Origin of the sequence: Mycolicibacterium sphagni, from assembly GCF_002250655.1 — a bacterium.
GTDB lineage: Bacteria > Actinomycetota > Actinomycetes > Mycobacteriales > Mycobacteriaceae > Mycobacterium > Mycobacterium sphagni.
Genome location: NZ_NOZR01000019.1, coordinates 106429 through 130035 on the forward strand (window position 1 = coordinate 106429; position 23607 = coordinate 130035).

Annotated in this window: 18 protein-coding genes and 1 pseudogene; 14 read left to right on the top strand and 5 right to left on the bottom strand. The window is 64.6% G+C overall.

Annotated features, from left to right (window positions below; all coding sequences use genetic code 11):
* Positions 1 to 210: 210 nt before the first annotated feature.
* Genes CG716_RS20750 through CG716_RS20765 form a run of 4 tightly spaced genes read right to left on the bottom strand, consistent with a single transcriptional unit; the run spans position 211 to position 6927 of the window.
* On the bottom strand, positions 211 to 1128 hold the full coding sequence (locus CG716_RS20750; protein WP_094482997.1) for an ROK family protein: 918 nt from the start codon (positions 1126 to 1128) through the stop codon (positions 211 to 213).
* A 5-nt stretch (positions 1129 to 1133) separates the two neighbouring features.
* Positions 1134 to 1739, bottom strand: coding sequence for a DUF7158 domain-containing protein (locus CG716_RS20755; RefSeq protein WP_165774226.1), 606 nt, complete (start codon positions 1737 to 1739; stop codon positions 1134 to 1136).
* The gene (locus tag CG716_RS20760) at positions 1736 to 5926 is read right to left on the bottom strand and encodes a glycoside hydrolase family 38 N-terminal domain-containing protein (protein ID WP_094482998.1); all 4191 of its coding nucleotides are present in this window, start codon (positions 5924 to 5926) and stop codon (positions 1736 to 1738) included. The genes CG716_RS20755 and CG716_RS20760 overlap by 4 nt, the downstream gene beginning before the upstream one ends.
* A 47-nt stretch (positions 5927 to 5973) precedes the next feature.
* Positions 5974 to 6927, bottom strand: coding sequence for a helix-turn-helix transcriptional regulator (locus CG716_RS20765; RefSeq protein ID WP_094482999.1), 954 nt, complete (start codon positions 6925 to 6927; stop codon positions 5974 to 5976).
* A 61-nt stretch (positions 6928 to 6988) separates the two neighbouring features.
* Here CG716_RS20765 and CG716_RS20770 point away from each other — a divergent pair.
* The 14 genes and pseudogenes from CG716_RS20770 to CG716_RS20835 form a co-directional block, all read left to right on the top strand.
* A pseudogene (locus CG716_RS20770) lies at positions 6989 to 7129 on the top strand (DinB family protein); the annotation flags it as partial.
* 51 nt (positions 7130 to 7180) lie between these two features.
* A complete protein-coding gene (locus CG716_RS20775) occupies positions 7181 to 7777 on the top strand; it encodes a DinB family protein (protein ID WP_094483000.1) in 597 nt (198 codons plus the stop codon).
* A gap of 80 nt (positions 7778 to 7857) precedes the next feature.
* Positions 7858 to 9204, top strand: coding sequence for an ABC1 kinase family protein (locus CG716_RS20780; protein WP_094483001.1), 1347 nt, complete (start codon positions 7858 to 7860; stop codon positions 9202 to 9204).
* A complete protein-coding gene (locus CG716_RS20785; protein ID WP_094483002.1) occupies positions 9204 to 10112 on the top strand; it encodes an alpha/beta fold hydrolase in 909 nt (302 codons plus the stop codon). Before CG716_RS20780 ends, CG716_RS20785 begins: the two co-directional genes overlap by 1 nt.
* A gap of 138 nt (positions 10113 to 10250) precedes the next feature.
* Positions 10251 to 11135 (top strand): cyclopropane mycolic acid synthase family methyltransferase, encoded by an 885-nt coding sequence (locus CG716_RS20790; protein WP_094483003.1) that lies wholly within the window; start codon positions 10251 to 10253, stop codon positions 11133 to 11135.
* A gap of 136 nt (positions 11136 to 11271) precedes the next feature.
* Entirely contained in the window at positions 11272 to 12165 is an 894-nt protein-coding gene (locus CG716_RS20795; protein WP_094483004.1) for a cyclopropane mycolic acid synthase family methyltransferase, read from the top strand.
* Positions 12166 to 12348: 183 nt separating this feature from the next.
* Positions 12349 to 13047, top strand: coding sequence for a YciI family protein (locus CG716_RS20800; RefSeq protein WP_094483005.1), 699 nt, complete (start codon positions 12349 to 12351; stop codon positions 13045 to 13047).
* On the top strand, positions 13048 to 14259 hold the full coding sequence (locus CG716_RS20805; RefSeq protein ID WP_094483006.1) for an RNA polymerase sigma factor: 1212 nt from the start codon (positions 13048 to 13050) through the stop codon (positions 14257 to 14259).
* A 21-nt stretch (positions 14260 to 14280) separates the two neighbouring features.
* The gene (locus CG716_RS20810) at positions 14281 to 15351 is read left to right on the top strand and encodes an alpha/beta hydrolase fold domain-containing protein (protein WP_094483007.1); all 1071 of its coding nucleotides are present in this window, start codon (positions 14281 to 14283) and stop codon (positions 15349 to 15351) included.
* Positions 15352 to 15558: 207 nt separating this feature from the next.
* Entirely contained in the window at positions 15559 to 16038 is a 480-nt protein-coding gene (locus tag CG716_RS20815; protein ID WP_094483008.1) for a hypothetical protein, read from the top strand.
* Positions 16039 to 16268: 230 nt separating this feature from the next.
* Positions 16269 to 18011, top strand: a complete 1743-nt coding sequence (locus tag CG716_RS20820; protein ID WP_420093212.1) for a DUF4012 domain-containing protein — start codon at positions 16269 to 16271, stop codon at positions 18009 to 18011.
* Between the two features lie 254 nt (positions 18012 to 18265).
* Positions 18266 to 19207: a polysaccharide lyase gene (locus CG716_RS20825; RefSeq protein ID WP_133066989.1), complete on the top strand. Its 942-nt coding sequence runs from the start codon at positions 18266 to 18268 to the stop codon at positions 19205 to 19207.
* A gap of 314 nt (positions 19208 to 19521) precedes the next feature.
* Positions 19522 to 20976 (top strand): tyrosine-protein kinase domain-containing protein, encoded by a 1455-nt coding sequence (locus CG716_RS20830; RefSeq protein WP_094483023.1) that lies wholly within the window; start codon positions 19522 to 19524, stop codon positions 20974 to 20976.
* A gap of 155 nt (positions 20977 to 21131) precedes the next feature.
* Positions 21132 to 22270, top strand: a protein-coding gene (locus tag CG716_RS20835; protein WP_094483024.1) for an IS3 family transposase whose coding sequence is annotated in 2 segments (ribosomal slippage) — positions 21132 to 21402 and positions 21402 to 22270 — 1140 coding nt in all. Because the reading frame shifts where the segments join, the coding sequence is not laid out codon by codon here.
* A 151-nt stretch (positions 22271 to 22421) separates the two neighbouring features.
* Here CG716_RS20835 and CG716_RS20840 read toward each other — a convergent pair.
* A partial coding sequence (locus CG716_RS20840; RefSeq protein WP_207760730.1) for an O-antigen ligase family protein occupies positions 22422 to 23607 on the bottom strand: 1186 nt, incomplete at its 5' end.

The following is a 23607-nucleotide window of genomic DNA, read 5'->3' on the forward strand; positions in this document are numbered from 1 at the left end:
CGGGGCCGCAACTGGCCTTGAAAGCTCGGAAATCACAAACGCCCCGACACAGGACAGGTCGGGGCGCGAAAGCTACGGACTCTTAATCCGCAGGTCTAACCTCGTCCTCCTGCGTGGGCCGCCGGGATAACCCGGACCTTCAACCGATTGCTCGGTGACCGACGGTCTTCGGTGGAACTGGCCAAGGATAGCGTGGTGCCCCCTGAACTCCTAATTCGTGCAGGCCGACGGCTCGTGTAGCAATGCGGCAGCTCCGACCAGTCCGGCTTCCCCGCCCAACGCGGCGGGTACCACTCGCAGCCCGGCCAGGAAGTCCAGCCGGGCGTAGGCGTGCAACTCTTCGCGCAACGGGTCGAAGAGCAGCGTTCCGGCCTTGGCCACGCCGCCACCGACGACCACGAGATCGAGATCGCAGACGGCACCCACCGAGGCGATCATCGCCGCGATCGCGCGGGCTCCGCGTTGAAATGCCTTCAGCGCCAAACCGTTTCCGGCAGCGGCGGCATCGGCCAACTCCTTGGCGTCCGCGCCGGTCCAGCCCTGCGAGCGGGCCCACTCCGCCAGGTTCGGCCCGCTGGCAATGGCCTCCACGCACCCGCGCGCGCCGCAGACGCAGGGTGGCCCGTCGGGGTCGACGATGACATGACCGACGTGACCCGCGTTGCCGGTGCGCCCGTGGAACGGCGCGCCGTCGAGGATCAGTCCCCCACCGATTCCGGTGGATACCACCATGCCGAGAAGGAACGCTTGGCCCTGCCCGGCTCCGCGCCAGTGCTCGCCCAGCGCCATGCACAACCCATCCCCGCCCAGGCGGACGGGCACGTCGGGGACGGCGGCGGCGACCCGCTCCACGATCGGGAAGTCGCGCCAGGCGGCGATGTTGATGGGGCTGATGGTTCCGCTGGGCAGATGAATCGGGCCCGCCGAGGAAATGCCGACACCGCCGACCGTGCTACCCGCCTCGGCGAGTGTGTCGGCGATCGTGCGCTGAGCGGCGGCCCACACCACGTCGGGGTCGTCGCTGTGCGGGGTCGGCTGGCGGGTTTCGTACTGCAACTGTCCGTCGGCGTCGACGAGGCCGGCGGCGATCTTGGTGCCGCCGATATCGATGACGAGTGTTGGCCGCATCGGTGTCAGTGTTTGTGGGTGTTGTCGGGCTGGCGCGGGTCGCCGGGATGTTCGTAGCCGGGTGCCAGCCACACTAGGTCGGCGCGCCGCTGATCCAGCCACATCCGGAACCGGCGTCGCCGGGCCGCGTCACGCAGATGCGCAACGATGCGTGGACGTACCTCGGTCAGGTCCGGCTCGCAGGCCACCCGCCAGCCGCCGGCCCCCGCAAAACGCAGGAACCGGCGCGGGTTTCGGGTGTGGAAGTCGGCGACCGCGTCGTCATCGACGTCGACATCTGCGGTGACATGTGCGAACACCGCGCGGGCGACCGGGTCGGCCAGGACGGCGGCGGCGATGCTGCCGATCTCCAGCCGTGCGGTCTGGTCGGGCAGCAGGTCCTCTTCGGCGGGCGTGGCCTCGGTGACGGTGACGCCCAGCTGGTCAGCCTCGCGTGCCACCAGCTTTTCGGCAACCACCAACTGGGTGAGCCAGCGCCGCAACTGCCGGCCTTCGCTGGTGTGCGGGCGCGGCAGCGCCGCGACTTGCGGCGTCGCCCGCAGCGCCGCCTCGCGGGCGTCGACTTCGCCGACGTCCACGCTCATCTCGCCCACGATGGCCGCCACGGTCATCGGACCGTCACCGCCACCGCGGGTGTGTACAGCAGCCGACCCGCACAGCCGACCCGGATCATTGCCCACCAGCGTCCTGGTTTCACCCACGGCGGCGGGGCGATGTCGAAGGCGACGTCGACCGTCGAGCGGGCGCCGAGGACGGCCCCGCGGGCCGCCGGACCGATCCACTCCCACGTCCCCCACGGGCTGACGAGGTGCGCCTCCAGCGCCAGATCGGTGTGGGCGCCGCTGCCGATGGTGACAGCCAGGTGGGCGCGCTGACCGGCTGTGACCACGACATCGGACGGCTCGCTGACCAGCCGCACGAGTTCCTGGTCTGGTGTGCCCACCGAGACGATGCAGACGTCTTCGACAGGCTGGCGCCACGCCGCAGGTACGTCGCCGGTCAAGGTGAGCTGCGCGCGAACCGGATAGTCGCCCGGCACTGTGCCGGGCGGCACGGCGACGACGATCTCGGCTTCGCGGTGGTGGCCAGTAGGCAGTTCGAAGGGCAGTGCGACGGGGTCGATGGTCCAGCCGCGTGGGCCTCGCAGCCGGACTTCTCCGGCCAGTGTCGCGTCGCTGCAGTCGCTCGCCGCGGTCAGCCGCAACCGCACCTGCTCGCCGGGCTCAGTGGTAACGGTTTGGGGATGCAGATGCGCCACGGCGGGCAGGCCGCCCAGCGGGGCCGGGCCGCGGTTGTGCAGCCAATACCGGGCGTACAGCGGTTGGGCTGTTTCGGTGTCGGGACCCAGGGCTGCGCCGTGGGCGTCGAGCGCAGCGCGGACATCGAGGCGGGCCAGCAGGGTTGCGATCTGGTAGCCGTGCAGTCGTAGTGGCGGTTCACCGTCACCGCGCGCGGTCTCCAGCAGGTCGGCCGACACCACCGACGACACTGCGCCCACATCGGATGAGATAGTGACTTCGGTTGCGATTCCGCGGTTTTCGACCAGACGGATGGTGACGTCCTCGGGATCCGCTGCGGCGGAACTGCCCGTAGCGGTCGGGTTGCCCCCGACCTTGAGCGCCGCGAGGTGCACTACACCGGCGGGCTCGACGCGCAGCAGCGACCCGTCGGCGGGCAGCGTGCCGGCCCCCTCGGCGGCCACAACACCGATCATCGGATGATTGAATTCCGCACTCCGGGAGGGCATGTCAGCGTCACGCCAATCACCTCGCCCGGACACCAGCGCGAAATCGAAGGTGTGCGTCCAGTGCTGCAGCTGGAAATTGGACCCGTCGGGCGCTTTGCGTTGCGGCGGGTCGATCCACACTCCGGAAGGCCAGCCGGTGCACGATCGCATCAAGGAGCTGTGCAGGGTGTGGTCAGGTTCGACGGCGAAACCGGGCACGCCGCGGTTGAGCAGCGCGACGGTCCGCGATTCGAACTCGTCGAGGCCCGACGGTGCGTCCTGGTTGACGACGATCTGCGCGTCGTCGAGGTCGTCGACCACGGTGGCGACGGCGCCTGCCAAGCCGCCCGTTCCCCGGCCGGCGACGATCAGTACAGGCAGCGCGAGTACGTCGCGCAAGTCGGCGTCCGGCCGCCATACCGCGGTCAACGGGCGGCTGGCCGGCACCCACAGCCGAACGTGTCCGGTTACCGAGAGCTGGCGGCGTAGTTCCGCGGTATAGGCGGGGTCAGCCGCGGACAGCACCGCAGCGGTGAAGATGTTGTCGTCGGGCCCGCCCAACGCGATCCGGGCGTCGGGCAGGTTGGAGTCGACGTCGAGGTGGCCGTAGCGCGGGTGCGCCGCACTACTGCAGGTGGCCGTCACCCCGGTCCGCACGAGTGCCACCATCAACTCGCGCGCAACGGCGGTGTCCTCTCCTGCCACCACGACCTCGGCGACCGATACCGCACGGGTGCCGGATCCGACGTGGATTCGGCACGCAGAGGACAGCCCGAACCAGCCGTGCGCCGGATTGTCCAGTGTCCATGGATGTTCGGCGGAATCGACCGCGCGGTCCTCACCCGCGGCATGATCGTGCATCAGCCCGAATCCGCGTCCGATCACGGCGTCGCCGACCTCACTGACCGGCAGCGCACCGGGCACCGGGCACGGCCAGCGCAACCGGACCAGCCGGTCGGACCCGGCGAATTCGTCGATGGTGGTGCTGGTGTCGACGCGGTCGATGCCGTGCCACAGGGTCAGCACCTGGGTGTAGCGCAGCAGCTCGCCGATACGCCCGGTCACGACGAGCCGCTCACCGAGCCGGCTGCGGTAGGCCTGGACCGAATCAGCAAGCGCCGCAGAAGAACACGTCACCGGACCGCTCGGCAGCAGGTGCCACGGCCCTTCCCCCGCCTGCGGGTGCGCCGGATACTCGTCATAGACAGCCAGCTCGTTGCCGACCCGGCCCGGCGCGATCAGCTCACGACCGGCCGCCACGTCGATCAGAGATTCCACCCCGCCGCCGCGTGCGGGGTCGACTCGCAGCCGGTGGTACTCGTTTGCGATCAGGACGCCATCGACGGGCGCCCACCCGCTGGCCTCGTCCGATGCCAGCAGCCGGTAGCTGCGCCATCCGAGAGAGTCGACGCCGTCGGCGCGCCAGCTCACCGCATGTCCGTCGTCGGACACCACCGCCGGGCTCGACGCGCCTGCGGAATCCACCACCGCGACGCCCGGGCCGACGGGCGTGTCCAGGTGCGCAGTGACGATGTCGGTCCTCTTGTGCGCCAACGGATTCCATACGACTACCGACCCGGGCTCAGGCGCCGCGGCTTGCGACAGGAGTCGCAGCGCCTGCGACCGCGTGCCCGAACCGAGTTCCCACGCGTCGCGCCAGCTGGTCAGCAGGTCGAGGTACACCTGATCGGATTCCGACCCGGTGATGCCGTCATGGTGGGCGCCGTAGGCCAATTGCACCCAGGCTTTGGCCAGCGCGGCCTCCGGGTAATGCGCGCCGCACAGCAGCGAGGCGAACACGGCGAAGCGTTCGGCGCCGAGCACGGCATCCTCGGCGGCGCGGTTGGCCTGCTTGGTGTCGATGTAGGAGACGTCCTTGCCGGTATAGATCGGGTTCATGTCGCGGGTCTGCGGCGAGGGCGCTACCCCACGCTGCGACGTCTCGGCGCGCACGGCGGCGAAGAATTCCGACGGCAGCGCACAGACGAACCGCGGCCAGGTGTAGCGGGCGTTCCAGTCGCGGTGGATCTCGGTGACCCAGGTGTTCGGCGGGGTGTAGTCGGTACCGACCGGCAGCAGCACGTTGCGGGTCAGCGCCACCGATTTCAGCTCGGCGAAAAGCTGATAGGTAGCCTGCTCAGCTTCGGCCAGCGACGCGGCGGAATCCATCCACCAGCCTGCCGAGTAGTGCGCCGGCATGTAGTGGGTCAGCAACCCGAGGCCCGAAGGGGCGATCCACTCGAATTCACTGCTGAACTGCATGCGCCTGGGGTCACCGTCTTGTCCGTCTTTGGAGGCCATCGGCCCCCACTGGTGGTGCGGTCCGCGGGCCCAGGAACTCGACGTGAGGCCGGCGTCGGCGGCCATCCCGGGGAACTGCGGGTCGTGGCCGAACACGTCGAGCTGCCAGGCGGTGGCCGGATCGGCTCCCAGGACGTCGCGCTGGTAGCCGACACCGTGCACGAAGTTGCGGATCGCGGTTTCGGCGCCGACCAGATTGGTGTTCGGCTCGTTGTAGGTTCCGCCCATCACCTCGACTCGCCCGTCGGCGATGAACCGGCGCAGATCTGCGCGGTCCTCGGGGTGGGTGTCGAAATAGGGTTTGAGGTAGTCGACTTCGGCGAGCACGAACTTGTAATCCGGGTCGCGGCGGGCCATCTCAAGGTGGGCGGCCACCAACGCGAACCCATTGTTCTGCCGGGCCCGTCCTGGCGGTTCTTCGGTCCACAGGCTCGTGTAGGCACCCTGGGTGTTCCACCACACCGGGTCGTAGTGGAAGTGACTGATCATGTACATCGTCCAGCCCGGTTCGGCATCGACGAACTCGAACGAGAAGTCCGCGCCGGCGCCGGCAGTCCGTCGCCGGCCGGGTACCCGCTGCTCGACGCGCACCGACACCTCGACAGTGCCGTCACCGGGCGCCACTGCCACCGCGTCGGACGTCAGCCCGTCGCCGGAGACCGCAACGGTATCCGCGTCGCCGGCCCCGCTGTAGCCGATCCGGACCACCTGCAGCAGCGCATCGGGCGGGCCGACGAACAGCTCCGTCGACTCCGCGGAGGTAATCCGCACGCCAGCAATCTACGGCGGAACCAACGCCGCGCGGAGCGACTCGCCCATCACCGTTTGACAGCGTCGGCCAACAGCGCCGACATGGCGAGCGCGCGGTCGGCGACCGCGTCAGATTCCAGGACTTCGAACGCGACGCCAGGCATGGCCAGGTACAACGCCAAGGTCCGCGGGTCGTCGGCTCCGGTCACGACGACACAGGTGTCGGGTCCGTCGTCCTCGATGGTCACCGATGCCGGGGAGAAGTGCTGGGCCATAACGTCTTTGGCGGCGTGATACCGGACCCTGGTGACGTAGCGGTATGGCGAGGTGGTGATGGCGCGACGGACATATTCGGCGGCGTCGGGTGCCGGGCGCGCCGTGAAGGTCGTGCCCTTGGCGCGCACCTGCGCCATGCGGTCCAGCCGGAGGCTGCGCCAGTCGTCGCGGTCCCGGTCGAAGGCCAGCAGATACCAGCGTCGTCCGGTGGTGACGAGTTGATATGGCTCGAGGCGGCGGCTGCTCGGCGATCCGGCCCGGTCGACGTAGTCGGCGTCGACGTGCTCCCGGTCTCGGCAGGCCCGCGCCAGCGTCATCAGCACCTCGGGATCCACCGGTGAGTCCGACTCGGGCGTGAGGGTGACGGTGGTGTCGAGGACGGCGGCGACCTGGGAGCGCAGCCGGGACGGCATCACCTGGTCCAGCTTGGTCAGGGCCCTCAGTGCGGCCTCGCCGACGCCGGCGACGCTGCCCCCGGCAGCCAACCGCAGGCAGACGGCCATCGCAACGGCCTCGTCGGAGTCGAGCAGCAGCGGCGGCAGCGCGGCACCCGCACCCAGCTGATAGCCGCCGCCGTGGCCGGTGCTGGCGTGGACGGGGTACCCGAGCTCGCGGAGCCGCTCGACGTCGCGGCGCACGCTGCGCGTGGTCACGCCGAGCCGATCGGAAAGCTCCTCACCCGACCACACCCGCCTCGATTGCAACAGGCCGAGCAGCTGCAGTAACCGGCTGGTCGTCTGCGACATGACTCCAGTCTCGCGCACTCTGCGGACAGTTACTGTCCGCAACTCATGAAAGCCTGCTGCTATGACCTGGACAACCCAGCTTGCCGACCAGCTCGACTGGCATTGGCGCAACGCTCTGCCGCCCCGCCTCGACGGCCTGACCGACGACGAATATTTCCGGGAGCCGGTCGAGGGGTGTTGGACCGTGCGCAACGACGGCGCCGAAATCGCCTGCCTCCGTGACCTATACACCCACTCGATCTGAGGAGTCGCTATGCCCACGCTCGCTCCACCCGTCCTCGACGAGCGCCACGCCCTGCGCGAGTTCCTCGCCTATCACCAAAGCGCGTTCGTCGCCGTCGCCTACGGCCTCACCGACGAACAAGCTCGCGTCACTCCGACCGTCAGCACCCTTTCGGTGGGTGGGCTGATCAAGCATGTGACCGGGGTGCAGCGCGGTTGGATGGCGCGCGTCGCTGCCGCGCCCGGCGAAGTGCCGTCCGACGACCGTCCGTTCGAGGAGCGGGCCGAGGAATTCCGGGATGAGTACGTGATGCGCCATGACCAGACATTGGCGCAGCTCATTGATGCTTTAAGGGCGCAGAACGCTGCGTCACTGCGGCTGGTTGACACCGCTGACCTGGACGCCGCGGTACCAGTGCCACGCGACGCGCCGTGGTTTCCCGCCGATGTCACCGCCTGGTCGGTGCGATGGGTGTTCCAGCATCTGATTGCCGAGCTCGCCCGACATGCCGGCCACGCCGACATCATTCGCGAAACCATCGACGGCGCAACGATGTACGAGCTCGTGGCGGCGGCCGAGGGGATGGAACCGCAGCCGTGGCTGACACCCTGGCGGCCTAACGAGTGAGCTAAACCGCTTTGTGACGGACATCGCTGCGGCACTGGAAAATTGGTGGTATCGATGGCGGGTTTGGCAGACTAACAAGAATGAGTTCGACCAAACACCGCGAAGTAGCCAAGCTCGATCGCGTTCCGTTGCCGGTCGAGGCCGCCCGAATGGGCACGACCGGCTGGCAGCTCACCCGCACCGGCGCCCGGGTGCTCACCACCCTGCCCGGGCGTGGGCGCTGGCAGGACAAGGTCATCAAGCAGATTCCGAAGGCCTTCTCCGACCTTGGCCCCACGTACGTCAAGTTCGGTCAGATCATCGCGTCCAGCCCGGGTGCGTTCGGGGAAGGCCTGAGCCGAGAGTTCCGCGGCCTGCTCGACGCGGTGCCACCCGCGGACACCGCCGAGGTGCACAAGCTGCTCAAGCAGGAGCTGGGGGGCGATCCGGCTGATCTGTTCGCGACGTTCGACGAGGAGCCGTTCGCGTCGGCGTCGATCGCGCAGGTCCACTTCGCCACCCTGCACAGCGGTGAGGACGTCGTCGTCAAGATCCAGCGACCGGGCATCCGCCGCCGGGTGGCCGCCGATCTGCAGATCCTCAAGCGCTTCGCTCAGCTCGTCGAGCTGGCCAAGCTGGGCCGGCGGCTGTCGGCCCAGGATGTAGTCGCCGACTTCTCCGACAACCTCGCCGAAGAGCTCGACTTCCGCATCGAGGCCCAGTCGATGGAGGCCTGGGTATCGGGCCTGCACGGTTCACCGCTGGGCCGCAACATCCGGGTGCCGCAGGTGCACTGGGAGTTCACCAGCGAGCGAGTGCTGACCATGGAGCGGGTCCGCGGAGTGCGCATCGACGACGTCAAGGCAATCCGCGCGCAGGGCTTCGACGGCACCGAGCTGGTCAAGGCGCTGTTGTTCGCCACCTTCGAGGGCGGGCTGCGCCACGGCCTGTTCCACGGCGACCTGCACGCCGGCAATCTGCTGGTCGACGACAGCGGCCGCATCGTGTTCCTCGATTTCGGCATCATGGGCCGCATCGACCCGCGCACCCGCTGGCTACTGCGCGAACTGGTCTACTCGCTGCTGGTCAAGAAGGACCACGCTTCGGCGGGCAAGATCGTCGTGCTGCTGGGCGCGGTGGGCACCACCAAGCCCGAACAGCAAGCCGCCAAGGACCTCGAAGCATTCGCCGCCCCACTGTCGATGAAATCGCTCGGGGACATGTCCTACGCCGATATCGGCAAACAGCTTTCCGCGCTGGCCGACGCCTATGACGTCAAGCTGCCGCGCGAGCTGGTCCTGATCGGCAAGCAGTTCCTGTACGTCGAGCGCTACATGAAACTGCTGGCACCCAAGTGGCAGATGATGAACGACCCCCAGTTCTCCGGGTACTTCGCCAACTTCATGGTCGAAGTCAGTCGGGAACATCAGAGCGACGTCGAGGTCTGATGGAGATCCGTTCCGGCACAGCCACTATCGGTGACAACCTCGAGATCTATTACGAGGAAATGGGCAATCCCGGCGATCCGCCGGTACTGCTGATCATGGGGTTGGGCGCCCAACTTCTGCTGTGGCGCAACGGTTTCTGCGAGAAGCTGATCGACCAGGGCTACCGGGTGATCCGCTATGACAACCGCGATGTCGGGCTGTCCTCCAAACTGCACGGCCAGCGTGCCGGCGGCGGGCTGGTACCCAGCCTGGTGCGCTCCTACCTCGGGCGCCCCAGCCCTTCGGTGTACACGCTCGAGGACATGGCCGACGATGCCGCCGCACTGCTGGACCATCTCGCGATCGACCGAACGCATGTGGTCGGCGCGTCGATGGGTGGGATGATCGCTCAGATCTTCGCCGCGCGGCATAGCGACAGAACCAAAGCTCTGGGAATCATCTTCTCCTCCAACAACTCTGCGTTTCTACCACCGCCGGCGCCCCGGGCACTGCTATCGCTGATCACCGGGCCGTCGCCGAATTCGCCACGCGAAGTGATCATCGAAAACGCGGTCCGCGTGGGCAAGATCATCGGCAGTCCCGGCTATCCGGTATCCGAGGAGCAGGCCCGCGCCGACGCCATCGAGGCGTACGAACGCGCCCACTATCCACAGGGCATCGCAAGACATTTCGGCGCGGTACTGGGCAGCGGCAGCCTGAAACGCTACGACCGCCAGATCAGCGCGCCGACCGTGGTCATCCATGGCCGCGCCGACAAGTTGATGCGCCCGTCCGGCGGCCGCTCGATCGCGTCGGCGATCCCGAACGCGCGGCTGGTCCTGTTCGACGGCATGGCTCACGACCTGCCTCAGGCGTTATGGGACAACATCGTAGGCGAGCTGAAGACCACATTTGCCGAGGTCAGCTAGCTAATTTCGGTTACGCGCAGAATCGCCGTCGAGCCGCACACGAGTTAGCATCAGAACTGCACACGCGGTGATCGCAGAGTCCCACGGGGGGGATACGTGGTTTCTGCCTGAAGCACTCGATGCGAAAGGCGCACCATTATGGCCAGACGGCTGCAACCTCATTTCGAGGACGTACAAGCCCACTACGACTTGTCCGACGATTTCTTCCGGCTCTTTCTGGATCCGTCCCAGACCTACAGCTGCGCGTATTTCGAACGCGATGACATGACGTTGGAACAGGCCCAACTCGCCAAAATCGACCTGGCGCTGGGCAAGCTGGGCTTGCAGCCCGGCATGACGCTACTGGATGTCGGCTGCGGGTGGGGCGCCACGATGCTGCGCGCTCTGGAAAAGTACGACGTCAATGTCATCGGACTCACGCTGTCGAAAAACCAGCGCGACCACGTCGAGCAGGTTTTCGCCGAGTGCGAGAGTTCACGCGGCAAGCGCATCGAACTCAAGGGCTGGGAAGAGTTCAACGAGCCCGTCGACCGGATCGTGTCGATCGGAGCCTTCGAACATTTCGGATTCGATCGCTACGACGACTTTTTCGCGATGGCCTATCGGGCGTTGCCCGCCGACGGCGTGATGCTGCTGCACACGATCACGTCCTTCACGTTTGAGCGGATGGCCGAGAAGAAGGTCCCGCTCACGTTCGAAGCGGCACGCTTCGCGAAGTTCATGCTCACGGAGATCTTCCCCGGCGGGCGGCTGCCGACTGTCGAAAAGGTCGAGGACCATTCGACCCGGGCCGGCTTCACGCTGACGCGCGTCCAGTCGCTGCAACCGCACTACGCGCGCACGCTGGATTGTTGGGCGCAGGCCCTTGAGTCCAACCGGGAGAAGGCCATCGAGGTGCAGTCTGAGGAGGTATATGAGCGCTACATGAAGTACCTCACGGGGTGTGCGCGTGGATTCCGGGTCGGATACATCGACGTCGACCAGTTCACACTCGAGAAGCAACCCCAGGACACGCACGCTTAACGCACTGTTTGACGGCCGTTGTGATGGCCTGAGACGGTATGGTCCAGATCACATAGTGCATACTGGCGCGCACAGCCACTCGCGGGGGCAGTGGTGCATTTAGACAAGAAATAAATCTAGGAAGGCGTTTTCACTCATGCCCGAGGCAACTGAAACCAAGGACATGCGGCCACATTTCGAAGAAATCCAGGCGCACTACGACCTCTCGGACGACTTCTTCGGCGTGTTTCAGGACCCCACCCGCAAGTACAGCTGCGCATACTTCACTGGACCGAATGCCACCCTCTCCGAAGCCCAGATCGCCAACGTCGATCAGCACCTGGACCGCTTGGACCTCAAGCCCGGCATGACGCTGCTCGAGGTGGGCTGCGGTTGGGGCCTGACTTTGCAACGCGCGATGGAGAAGTATGACGTCAACGTCATCGGCTTGACCCTCTCCAAGAACCAGAAGGCCTACTGCGAGCAGCTGCTGAGCAAGATCGACTCGAAGCGCACGTTTGATGTCCGCCTCGAGGGCTGGGAGCAGTTCCACAGCCCCGTCGACCGCATCGTGTCGATCGAGGCCATCGAGCACTTCGGCTTCGAGCGTTTCGACGACTTCTTCAAGAACTCGTTCGACATCCTGCCCGCCGACGGCCGGATGACCGTCCAGAGCAGCTGCGGCTATCACCCCGACGATCTGGCGGCCCGCGGCAAGAAGCTGACGTTTGAATTGGCCCGCTTCGCCAAGTTCATGGTCGACGTGATCTTCCCCGGTGGCCGGATCCCAAGCACCAAGATGTTGGTCCAGCACGGTGAGAAGGCCGGGTTTGTGGTGCCTGAGCCGCTGTCGCTGCGCAATCACTACATCAAGACCCTCGGCATCTGGGCGGCACGGCTCGAATGGCACAAGGACGAGGCCGTTGCCGCCGCGGGCATCGAGAGTTACGACAACTACATGCGGTACCTGACCGGCTGCCAGTACTACTACGTCGACGAGACGATCGACGTCAGCTTGGTGACCTACCTCAAGCCGGGTGCCGCGGCCTAGCTCGCACCAGCAACAGGCAAGGTCCCCCGACGCCTCGAGCGTGCGGGGGATTTTGTATGTGGGGACTTTGTATGTGGGGACTTTGTATGCGGGGACTATGTCGGATTCGGCGGGCGCAGTTCGTCAGACAGGTAGAGAGTGAAACCAGCCGGGTTTCGCTCCCGCACCCTGGAGGACACCGCCATGTACTACTTCGCACTGCTCCAAGGCAAAGAGCGCGAACTGACTCCCGAGGAGGCGGGCCGCGAGATGCAGGCGTACCAAGACTTCCACGCCCGCGCGGCAGCGGCGATCCGGGAGGGTGATGCACTGGGATCGGCCGCCGAGGCGGTGCAGATCACCGGAGGTCCGGACGCGCCGGTGATCACCGATGGCCCGTACGCCGAAGGCGCCGAGATAGCCGGCGGTTATTACGTGTTCGAAGCCGACAATCTTGACGAGGCATTGCAACTGGCCCGCGGGGTCCCCGCGGCCCAGTACGGGTCGGTCGAGGTGTGGCCGATCGTGTTCTGGAACCCGGTTGGCCGGCCCACCAGTGACGCTGACTGGCTGGCGCTGTTGCTCGAGCCGGCCGACGGGGTGAACGTCCCCGGTGGCCCCGATTGGGAGCGGGGGTTGGCCAAGCATGCCGAGTTCGGCGAGGGGGCGGGCTCGCACATCCTCGGCGGGGCGCCGCTTCATCCGCCGTCGACGGCGACGACGGTGCGCGTGCGCGACGGTGAGGTGCTGCTGACCGATGGCCCGTTCGCCGAGGGCGCCGAGGTCGCCAACGGCTACTACATCCTGTCGGCCGCCGACCGCGACGAGGCGACCAAGATCGCCTCGATGATCCCGGCATCGGTGGTTCACCTGCGCCGGCTTGCGGGTTTATCCGGGCTGTAGATGGGTTCCCTGGACGGCGTCTTCCGGCGAGAGTGGGGTCCCGCGGTCGCTGCCCTCGCGCGGTGGTCAGGTGATCTCGATGTCGCCGAAGATGCCGTCCAGGAAGCATGCGCAGAGGCGCTGCGCAGTTGGCCCCGCGACGGCATCCCCGACAACCCGGGTGGCTGGCTGGTCACAGTGGCCCGCAACCGAGCCAGGGACCGGCTACGTCGCGAATCAATCCGCCCTGGAAAGGAATTCGCCGCTGTGCTCAACGACGACGCAGTTGATGCCATGGTGGTCCATCAGGTCCGCGACGACGAGCTGCGAATGATGTTCACTTGTGCACATCCAGCCCTGGAGCGCCTTTCCCAATTGGCACTCACGCTGCGGTTGGTGTCGGGTCTCACGGTGCCGGAGATCGCTCGGGCGCTTTTGGTCAGCGAAAGCGCGGTAGGTCAGCGAATCACGCGGGCCAAAAGCAAGATCCGGCATGCCAACATCCCCCTTCGGGTGCCGCCGCCGGAGCTGTTGGGAGAGCGCACGCCGCACGTGCTGTCCTGTATCTATTCAGTGTTCACCGAGGGGTACTGGTCCACGGCCGGACCGTCCGCGATTCGCGATGAGCTGTGCGACGAAGGGGTACGGCTGGCCGGTGAACTGCGGTTGTTGATGGCCAGCGAGCGGGAAACGCACGCATTGTATGCTCTTGTGCTGCTGCATGATTCGCGTCGATCCACCCGAATCGACACGACCGGAGCGTTGGTTCCGCTGGAGGAGCAGGACCGGCGCCGATGGGATCGAGGCAGAGTCGCCCGCGGACTCGACGCGCTGCGCCGGGCCGAAGGGTCGACCGGGCCGTATCTGCCTCAGGCAGTGATCGCCGCGACACATGCGACCGCGCCGAGTTGGGAGCGGACCGACTGGGTGACGATCTGCCGGGCATACGACCTCTTGGCAGGAATGACCGATTCTCCGGTGGTGCGCGCAAATCGAGCACTGGCGATAGGTTTTCGCGATGGCCCGCAGGCGGGTCTCCTGGCTCTGGACAAGGTTGCGCAGGACCCTCGGTTGACACGCTCCAACCTGGTGCCGACGGTGCGTGCTGATCTGTTGCGCCGGGCGGGCAGACTTGGTGAGGCGATCCCCTGGTATCGGAAGGCGATGGAACTCAACGGCTCTGAACCGGGGCGGGTATTTCTCCGTCGGCGAATCGCCGAATGCGGCGGCTGACTGCGGGCTAGTGTCACGCTCATGCTCGTTGGCCGGCTTGCCGATCCGAATCGTTCCCTCGGCACTGATCCTCGGTCGGATCCGCGGCTAGTGGCGGCACTCGCCCCGATCGGCCTAGCCGGCATCCTTCCCGACGCACCCTTGACGGTGGACTCACCGCTTGCAGACCGGTTGGCCTACGCGGCTGCCGCGGAGGACGCCGTCGGCGGAGTGTTCACCATGTTCGCCCTCAACGCACCGTCCCCCGCCGGCGTCACGACGACGACGGTGACTATTCCCGGCGCGGACGGCAACGAGGTCACGCTGTTCATCTGCCGCCCGGACCGCGCCGGCGGGCCGTTGCCGGCGGTGGTGCACTTCCACGGCGGGGCGATGGCAATCTGCAGCGCAGCCGATGCCGGTTATCGGCTACTGCGGGAGAGTCTGGCGGCCACCGGGCTGGTGGTGGTCGGGGTGGAGTTCCGTAATTCAGGCGGCCGGCTTGGCGCGCATCCCTATCCCGCCGGTCTCAACGACTGCGCCGCGGCCACCCGGTGGGTGTACGCGAACGCCGCGGATCTGGGGATCAGTCACCTGATCGTGTCCGGGGAGTCCGGCGGCGGGAATCTGACGTTGACCGTCCTGCACAAGGCCAAGCGCGAAGGTTGGCTCACCGAGATCGCCGGCGCGTACGCGCAGTGCCCTTATATCTCCAACCGCTGGCTGGACTATCCCGATGAGCTGCCGTCGCTGCGCGAGAATGACGGCTACTTCATCAGCTGCCAGCAGGGCGCGCTACTGGGCTCGCTCTACGACCCGGACAGGGCACACGCCGAGAATCCGACGTGCTGGGCGTCTGCGGCCAGCCACGACGATCTGGTCGGCCTGCCCCCGCACACCATCTCGGTCAACGAGCTCGACCCTCTGCGCGACGAGGGGCTTCTTTACTACCGGCGATTGGTGGCAGCCGGTGTTCCCGCTGCGGGACGCATCGTCGTCGGCACCTGCCACGGCGGGGATTTGTTGCTGCCGGCCGCCATGCCGGAGGTCTTCGGTGCGTCGGTTCGTGATGTGAGTGGCTTCGCGTATTCGGTGGGCGTTACGTCCCGGTAAAGCCCCTGCTCCTACGGCAGTTAAGGCCTTGCCGCACAGTGCCGTGCGACTCACCGCGGGCGGGGGCCTTTTCCGTCCCAAAGTCATCGCCGGGCGGCGACGAAAAAAGGGGCACTTATCAGCGGCGTTCCGGTTGACAGGCTTGGCGGCCTCTGGGACTATTTACTCAATCCGTAAGGGATCAAGATCACAATTCTGGGGGTTGTCATGTCGGTCATCGCTACGAAACTTCAGGCCGCGGCCGGTGCCGCAGTCATTGCCACTGCGGTCGCCGTCACCCCGGCCATCGCGCACGCGGCGCCAAGCTTGACGCCCTTCGCTGAAGGTCTCGGCAACTCTGCCGAACTCCTCATCGATCCAGTCGTCATCGTCCCGACTTCGAGTTCGAATAAGACCGCCGCGGCGAGCGTGACGGCCAATGCCGCCCCGACTCCTGCTGAAATCATCAAGACGTTCATTGCAGGACTCAGCACGGCGACCCAGAACGCCATCAAGGCTGGTTCGCAATTTGTCGGAACATTCGCCTACGCCGGCCTCGCCTTCACTGGCCTGGTGTTCACGACCGTCGGCGAAATTGTTCCCGGTCCGATCGGCGACGCTTTCAAGAATGTGGGCACTGGCCTCAACAACGCGGCCAATAACGTCGCGAAGGTAGTCAAAATCGGCCCGTACTCCACCTCGGCCTAACCAATCTCCGAAAACGGCTCGTCAGTTGTTGTCACGCAGCAGCTGACGAGTCGTTTTATTTTGGCCAGGTGTTGCGGCTGCCCTGCCATTGCAGACCGCACCGGAGCAGGGGAATTTACTGAGTGAGATTCTTTTCGCGTCGACGGTTTAACGACGACCCGGGCGATGACGATGCCCCGCTGATCGACGAAGGCGATGACGAGGGGCGACGCTGGTTCCAGCAGCCCAAAGTGATCTGGTCCACAGTTGCGGTGCTCGTTGTTGTCATCGCATTCGGATGTTGGCTCGGCTTGCGAGCGCAAGCCGCGAAATCAAGCCTAGAGCAAGCCCGCAACAGTGCCCAGCAGGCCAAAGACGCACTGCTGCAAGGAAATACCAAGGACGCATCACGCTTTGCGGCCGATGCGGCGACTCACGCGCAGGACGCGCGCGACGCAACGCACTCCCTGCCCTGGAACATTGTTTCCGTCGTGCCGTGGTTGGGCAGCCCGTTCAAGACCGGGCAACAGATATCAGACGTGGTCCTCGGCCTGGCCTCCGACGTGTTGAAACCCGTCGCGGATGCGGGCACAACTGTCGCGCCGAATCAATTACTCGCAAACGGCCGGCTGGACGTGACGACGCTCCGTAAGGAAGAGCCAACGCTGAGCAAGATCGCGGCCGACGCCGCTCGCCTCGACGCCGCCGCACAGGCGATTTCGGATCCGCAGTACCTCTCGGCAGTCGGAGGAGCCCGATCGCAGCTTCAAAAGCAAGCAGCCGACATCTCGCGGCTCCTGGGCAACGCGGCCCTCGCGGCGCGGATTGCGCCTTCGATGTTGGGCGCCGACGGCCCTCGCAGCTACTTCATGGGATTCCAGACCAACGCCGAGGCTCGTGGCACCGGAGGGCTGCTCGGAGGTTTCGGGATCCTGAGGTTCGACGACGGAAAGCCAAGCGTCGACAATCTGGGCCCTAACTCCGAACTCGATAAGCCGTTTACACCCTTCTCGGTCAACCCAGAATTCGACGACCAGTATGGGTTCACCAATCCCACCACTGATTACCGCAACAGCAATCAGAGCTCGCATTTTCCCTACGCGGCGCAGATCTGGAAGTCGATGTGGGCGCAACAGACCGGGATGAATGTCGATGGCGTGATCGCCATCGATCCGGTAGCTCTGAGCTATATCCTCGGCGCAACCGGAGCGATCACGCTGCCCGACGGAGAGACGGTCAACAAAGATAACGTCGTCGAATTGACTGAATCGACTGTTTACAACCGCTTTCCGACTGATCAAGTTGCGAGAAAGCGGTATTTGCAGGAGATTGCCACCGAGGTCGTCAAGAAAATCACCAAGCCGGTGGAGTCGCCGCGCAAACTCCTCGAGGCTTTAGGGCGAGCGGTGAGCGAACGCCGAATCTCGGTGTGGAGTTCGTCGCCGGATGACCAGAAGTTGCTCGAGCAGACACCGCTAGCCCATGAGATTCCCAACGACCCGGCCCCATACGCTGAGGTCGTCATCAACAATCTCGGCGGCAACAAGCTGGACTACTACCTGGATCGACAGATCGAATACGTGGCCGACGGCTGTGACGGAAGCACCCGCAACTCGACCGTGACAATACGGCTGACCAACACACTGAAGGATGCGTCAGGTCTACCCGACTATGCCGCAGGGCGGCTGGGGTTTTTCCCGGAGATCGCAGGAGACATTCCGAGGGGCACGATGCTCACTTCAGTTCGTCTTCTGACAACCACGGGCGCGAAGGTGATCAGCGTTCTCGCCAACGGCAACAGGACTCGCGTCTTCGGAGCGACGGAACGCGGGCACCCAACCTTCGAGTCTCAAGTCGCCATACCGCCGGGGCAGACGGTCGAATTGACCTTCCGGCTGTCCGAGCCGACGGCCCCTGGGCCGGCACGGGTTCCTGTTCAGCCGTTGGTGGACGCCGTCACGCCCAAGGTATCGGTGCCCGCGTGCACTCGATAGCTCCAAACTCGCCAAATTGGACGTACTGTTGACCACGCGCGCGGTGATTCGAGCTTCCAGGTCGACTCGATAGTCCCATCCCACACCTGGGCTGAAGTCCTGCCGGCCGAGTACGATCTCCTTGCAGATGCACAGGTGCTGCTGGATCGGTTGACTCAGCAAGGCGCATCCTCCACTCGTCGGTGGCTTATACGCACCCCGGGATGTGGTTGGATTCGAATGATTCCTCAGACGTCCCAAAAAGGGGAAGCGAATTGAGTGCTGAGCGTTGGAGTCGGGTCGGCAAAACAGTCATGGGCTTGTGGATAGTCGCGGCAGGCGTCAGCGGGCAGGGGACAGCGGAAGCTGATCCCCCACCGGGCACGCCGTCGTCGTCTAGCACTATTTGGCAGGATCAGTTCAGCAAAGCAGCAGATGGGCAGCTCAACAAGGCGACCGGTGACGGCATTTTCGCCCCCACTGTCGCAGGGACCACCCCAAGCACCTACGCCCTCGGGAGCATCGTCACCGAAAACCCCAGCGGGACTGGCAAATCGCTGCGAATAACGCTTCCTGCAGGTGAGGCTTCGCGAACCGGCTTCATCGTCTCCCCCAGACTGTCTCGTGAGACAGACCATGCGGCGCTCGATTACGACGTGCGGTTCGACGAGAACTTTGATTGGCGTTGGGGGGGAAAGCTACCCGGCCTCGTCGGCGTGGCACCAGGCCACGGAATCTACGAGCCCACTTCGGGGAACACCGACCGCAATGTCGGCTGGTCGACTCGCCTGATGTGGCATGGTCGCGGCGACGACGGCTCACGGCCGTTCCAGCAGACGCTAGGACCGATCCCCGCCGGCCACGACAACGACCTGGTCACCTACGTTTACGCCCGGTCTCCTTCGGCGGGATTTGGCGGCTATGGCTGGCAGGCGAGCCTCGGTGAGTTGCCTGGAGGCACATGGCATCACATCAGATACATCGTGCAGCTGAATACTGTAGGCCAGCAGGACGGCGTATTTCAGGTTTGGATAGACGGCGCAATGCGCTTCGGAGCATCCGACTTCGATTACCGCGACAGCCCGGACGTGCATATCCAAGCTGTCTTGTGGGACATCCATCGCGGCGGCGAATGTTGTCAGCCCAGCTGGTTGAGTTCGCGAGAAAGCTCTATCGACATCGCGAACATGTCCGTCACAGACCTGTCGACAGCCTGAACCCGACGAAACGGCATTCCCAGGCAGAGTCGCTGTGATGCCGGCGCGTCCAAAGATAGTCAGTGCGGAGCGCTAATAGATCGGGCACGTGGATATGGCTCAGACCCCGGCTCGAAACCGGCATCTGCGCCCAGCGCAATTACCGGACTCGTAGCCGTGAGCTGGGACTTTCCATGGTGCCGAGACCTGAAGATCGACACTCCCGTAGGATGCCAGATGCCGCAGTACTTGGAATCGAGCCTGGACGACCAGTATCGGTGACGTTCTGGGTGACAGCGCACGGGGCGCGGTTGGGACCGTCATAAGGGGTGGGATTGACTCTTCGGAACTTCCTGAAGCTGCTGCGTTCTCGGTGGATCACCGTGTGCGTCACAACAGTGGCCACGGTTTTGCTAGCTGTCATAGTTACGTTGCTGACAACTCCGCTGTACCAAGCCTCTACAAGACTCTTCGTCTCCACCCCCGCCGGCGATACGCTCACTGAGATATACGAAGGCACGTTGACTTCTCAGCAACGCGTAGCGTCATACACGCAGCTGCTTATGGGCGAGTCCCTGGCTCAGCGCACCATAAACAAACTCGGCCTCGATATGAGCGCCAAAGACTTGCAAAAAGAAGTCACGGCCAGCGCGAAACCCGACACCATACTGATCGACGTCGCCGTCCGGGACGAGTCCCCCGTCCGTGCCCGCGATATCGCGAACACACTGTCCGACGAGTTCGTCACGATGGTTCGAGAATTGGAAACTCCGTCGGACGGGTCCAAAGCGTCCGCCCGTATCGTCGTCGAGCAACGCGCGTCAGTCCCCGACAGTCCAGTCGTACCGGAACCGGCTCGCAATATCGGAATCGGTCTCGCCCTCGGCCTGGTGCTGGGAATTAGTCTTGCGCTGCTCCGCGATCTGCTCGACAACACCGTCAAGGATCGGTCGACCCTGGAAGAGATCACAGGCGTCGGAGTCGTCGGCACCATTCCGCTCGACAAAGAGCGCCGGAAAGATCCGGCAATATCTTTCGACGACGACAATTCAGAAATTGCTGAGGCGTTTCGCAAGCTTCGGACCAACTTGCAGTTCCTCGGAGTCGATAATCCGCCGCGCCTGATCGTCGTCGCCAGCGCCACACCGAGTGAGGGGAAATCCACGACGGCCATCAACATTGCGCTGGCGTTGGCCGAGGCCGAGCACAACGTAGTGCTCATCGACGGGGACATGCGGCGCCCCATGCTGGACACTTACCTCAACGTCGTCGGGTCCGCGGGATTCAGCACGGTGCTCAGCGGCGCGGCGCCCCTGGCGGATGTCTTGCAAGAGACCAGGTTCAAGGGGTTAACTGTCCTAACCTCTGGCGCTATCCCGCCAAATCCGAGTGAGCTTCTCGGATCATTGGCAGCCAAGAAGATACTGAGTGAACTTCGTGCTCAGTTCGATTACGTCATCGTCGATTCGTCCCCGCTTCTTGCCGTCACGGATGCCGCAATTCTGGCTGCAAATTCTGACGGAGTTCTGCTGATCGCACGCTACGGGCAGGCGAAGCGGGAGCAAATCAGCCACGCGATTACGAATCTCGAGAACGTCGGCGCTTCGCTACTCGGTGCGGTATTCACAATCACGCCCACGCGCGGAGTGGGACCGTACAGCTACGGCTACGGCTACGGCTACGGCTACGGCCACAAGACCGATGACAAAGACAAAGCGCGCCAGCCATCATCACCAAACGCTCCGACGCCCGAGCCTGCACACCCGGGTTCCGACCGACCGGACGAATGACGGGTTCGAACACCGTCTGACCGTAACGGGACCCTGGCTGTAGCCCGTAAACGGAGAGCACAGCCGAGGCGACGTTGAGGTGAGCCCGTCGTAGTGGTCCAGTCGTTGTGGGACTCTGTTGCCCGGTGTTCGGGCAAGGAAGAATCAACAACGACATGGCATCGAACAAGCGCCGGCGACACACCCCGGACCAGATCATCCGCAAGCTCGCCGAGGGCAACAAACTCCTGGGGTCCGGCCAGGAACTGGCCGAGGTGTGCCGTCACCTGGAGATCGCTGAGTCGACGTGGCATCGCTGGATTGCCCAGTACGGCGGTATGAAGGCCAACGAGGCCAAGCGCCTCAAAGAGCTCGAAGCCGAGAACGCGCGGCTCAAGAAGCTGGTCGCCAACCAGGCCCTCGACATCGACATGCTCAAGGAGATTTCGGCGGGAAACTTCTGACCCCGAACCGCAAGCGCAGCGCCGTCACGGTGCTGCGTGAGCGGTTCGGGGTATCGCAACGCCGCGCCTGCGCGGTGGTGGGGATCCACCGTTCCACGATGCGCCTGACACCGTCCCCGACCACTACCGAGGAGGCCGAGTTACGGGCCTGGCTGCGCCGGTTCTCCACCGACCGGCCTCGCTGGGGGTGGCGGCGGGCCGCCAAAATGGCCCGCCGCGCGGGCTGGCAGGTCAACAACAAGCGCATCCGCCGGTTGTGGCGCGACGAGGGCCTGCGGGTCCCGCAGCGCCGCCGCAAGAAGCGGTTGACCGGTATCGGTGTGGCAGTGGGCGCGATGTCGCCGATTCGTCCGAACGTGATCTGGGCGATGGACTTTCAGTTCGACACCACCGCCGATGGCCGCACCATCAAGATGTTGAACGTCATCGACGAGTTCACCCGCGAAGCACTTGCGATCGAAGTGGATCGTTCCATCGATGCCGGCGGTGTCGTCGATGTCCTGGATCGCCTGGTTTCGCAACACGGGGCGCCGCATTATGTGCGCTTTGACAACGGTCCCGAATTCGTCGCGCACGCCGTGGCTGATTGGTGCCGATTCAATAGTGCTGGTTCACTTTTCATCGATCCTGGCTCGCCGTGGCAGAATGCCTGGATCGAATCGTTCAACGGCAGGCTCCGTGATGAACTGCTCAACTCCTGGCGCTTCGACTCGCTACTGGAAGCCCGCGTGATCATCGAAGACTGGCGGGCCGACTACAACGCCAACAGACCCCACTCCGCCCACGGCGAACTCACCCCAGCCGAGTTCGCTCTACAGTGGACCACGACCCACCAACCCCAAGCCGCATAGCGACTGGACCACCAAACGGGTCCCCCTCAACGTGACCGATCACTGGCTTGGCCCATCCCGCGGCACCGCCCAGATCCCCGGGCGAACTATGTTTTGGCGCGCTTGGTAGCTTCAACTCACCCAGCATCAGCGAGTTACGTCGCGTAGTCGGCTAGGTTCTCCGTATGGCTTCCGGGGCATCAAATGTTCGACGCCGAGATCTGTCCACCAGTCTCAGGTACGGTTCCCAGTAATTCGCCCCCGCGGACCTACTCAGGGCAGAATGGCGCGAAGTCGCAGCGCCCAGCGAAACCATCATGAAGATCAAAAAGCTTGAACTGCTGTCTAATAGGCCACTTTCGAAAATGCTGCGCGCGACGACGAGTAATAACAACGCCAGCCACAACTCGTTAGCCGGACGAATATTGCGGCGTGCTTGGAGCGCGGCGTATAGCACGAGGACAGCAGCGAGGCCCACGCCGATCAGGCCGGCCTGAACGAATGCTCCAACCCAGGAACTGTCGATCACTTGCGTCTTCCAGTACTGCCCGGTCACCGCGACCAACTTTTTCGCGAGCCCCTCACCGAATAAGAGCTGTGTGACGGCGCGGTCCGAAAATAGTGCTGCACTCCAGGCGAATTGCCGAGAGTTGAGCGTATTGACCGAGACAGTCCCACCTCGCGAAGCGAAATCCTGAATTGCGTTGGAAAAGGTAATTGTGCAAAGAATGGAGATGATGGCCCAGGTGACGATGCTCAGACGGAGCCGCCAATCTCGCGTCCCGCGGATTACGATAAAAAAGCAAACGAGCGCGGTGACACCGGCAGAAGTCCGCGACTGAGTGAGGTAGACGATCACACCGAGGGCTACCATCGCCAGGTTTCGGATACCGCTACTGTCGATATTGACTGTCCGCCAAACGAAGTACGTCAATGGCACAGCGGCGATGAAGGCGAGTTCGTTCGGATGCGTCGGCGGGAAGCTCCCGCTGAGCCGTCCGGAGAGATTGTCACCGTTGAGAGTTCCGGTAGCGGAGAGAAAGATCGCCACAGTGGCCAAGACTCGAGACAATATCTCGATCAAGTCCATCGGTTCTACGATCTCAATCAACACCAGAACCACGAAGCCGACGGTGAGTGCTCTGATCGATAGCTCCGCGGTGGCCACCAAGTTTCCCGAGAGATAAGCGCCCATCGATGACGTGCCGAAGTACATCAACAGCAGAAGAATGGTCGGCGCCGTGGCGGAGTTAATCGCCCGCCCACTGCGGGTGACGCTGCTGGCGTGTTCCCCGTGAGTGAGACCGGGAGGTTTTAGAGTCCTGTGGCCCGATGTCGGGCCGGAAGGGACGATGGAA

Excerpts from the sequence above, each read along its gene's own strand:
- CG716_RS20750 (WP_094482997.1), bottom strand. The coding sequence starts at position 1,128 with ATGCGGCCAACACTCGTCATCGATATCGGCGGCACCAAGATCGCCGCC.
- CG716_RS20755 (WP_165774226.1), bottom strand. The coding sequence starts at position 1,739 with ATGACCGTGGCGGCCATCGTGGGCGAGATGAGCGTGGACGTCGGCGAA.
- CG716_RS20765 (WP_094482999.1), bottom strand. The coding sequence starts at position 6,927 with ATGTCGCAGACGACCAGCCGGTTACTGCAGCTGCTCGGCCTGTTGCAA.
- CG716_RS20775 (WP_094483000.1), top strand. The coding sequence starts at position 7,181 with ATGCCCACGCTCGCTCCACCCGTCCTCGACGAGCGCCACGCCCTGCGC.
- CG716_RS20780 (WP_094483001.1), top strand. The coding sequence starts at position 7,858 with ATGAGTTCGACCAAACACCGCGAAGTAGCCAAGCTCGATCGCGTTCCG.
- CG716_RS20785 (WP_094483002.1), top strand. The coding sequence starts at position 9,204 with ATGGAGATCCGTTCCGGCACAGCCACTATCGGTGACAACCTCGAGATC.
- CG716_RS20790 (WP_094483003.1), top strand. The coding sequence starts at position 10,251 with ATGGCCAGACGGCTGCAACCTCATTTCGAGGACGTACAAGCCCACTAC.
- CG716_RS20795 (WP_094483004.1), top strand. The coding sequence starts at position 11,272 with ATGCCCGAGGCAACTGAAACCAAGGACATGCGGCCACATTTCGAAGAA.
- CG716_RS20800 (WP_094483005.1), top strand. The coding sequence starts at position 12,349 with ATGTACTACTTCGCACTGCTCCAAGGCAAAGAGCGCGAACTGACTCCC.
- CG716_RS20805 (WP_094483006.1), top strand. The coding sequence starts at position 13,048 with ATGGGTTCCCTGGACGGCGTCTTCCGGCGAGAGTGGGGTCCCGCGGTC.
- CG716_RS20810 (WP_094483007.1), top strand. The coding sequence starts at position 14,281 with ATGCTCGTTGGCCGGCTTGCCGATCCGAATCGTTCCCTCGGCACTGAT.
- CG716_RS20815 (WP_094483008.1), top strand. The coding sequence starts at position 15,559 with ATGTCGGTCATCGCTACGAAACTTCAGGCCGCGGCCGGTGCCGCAGTC.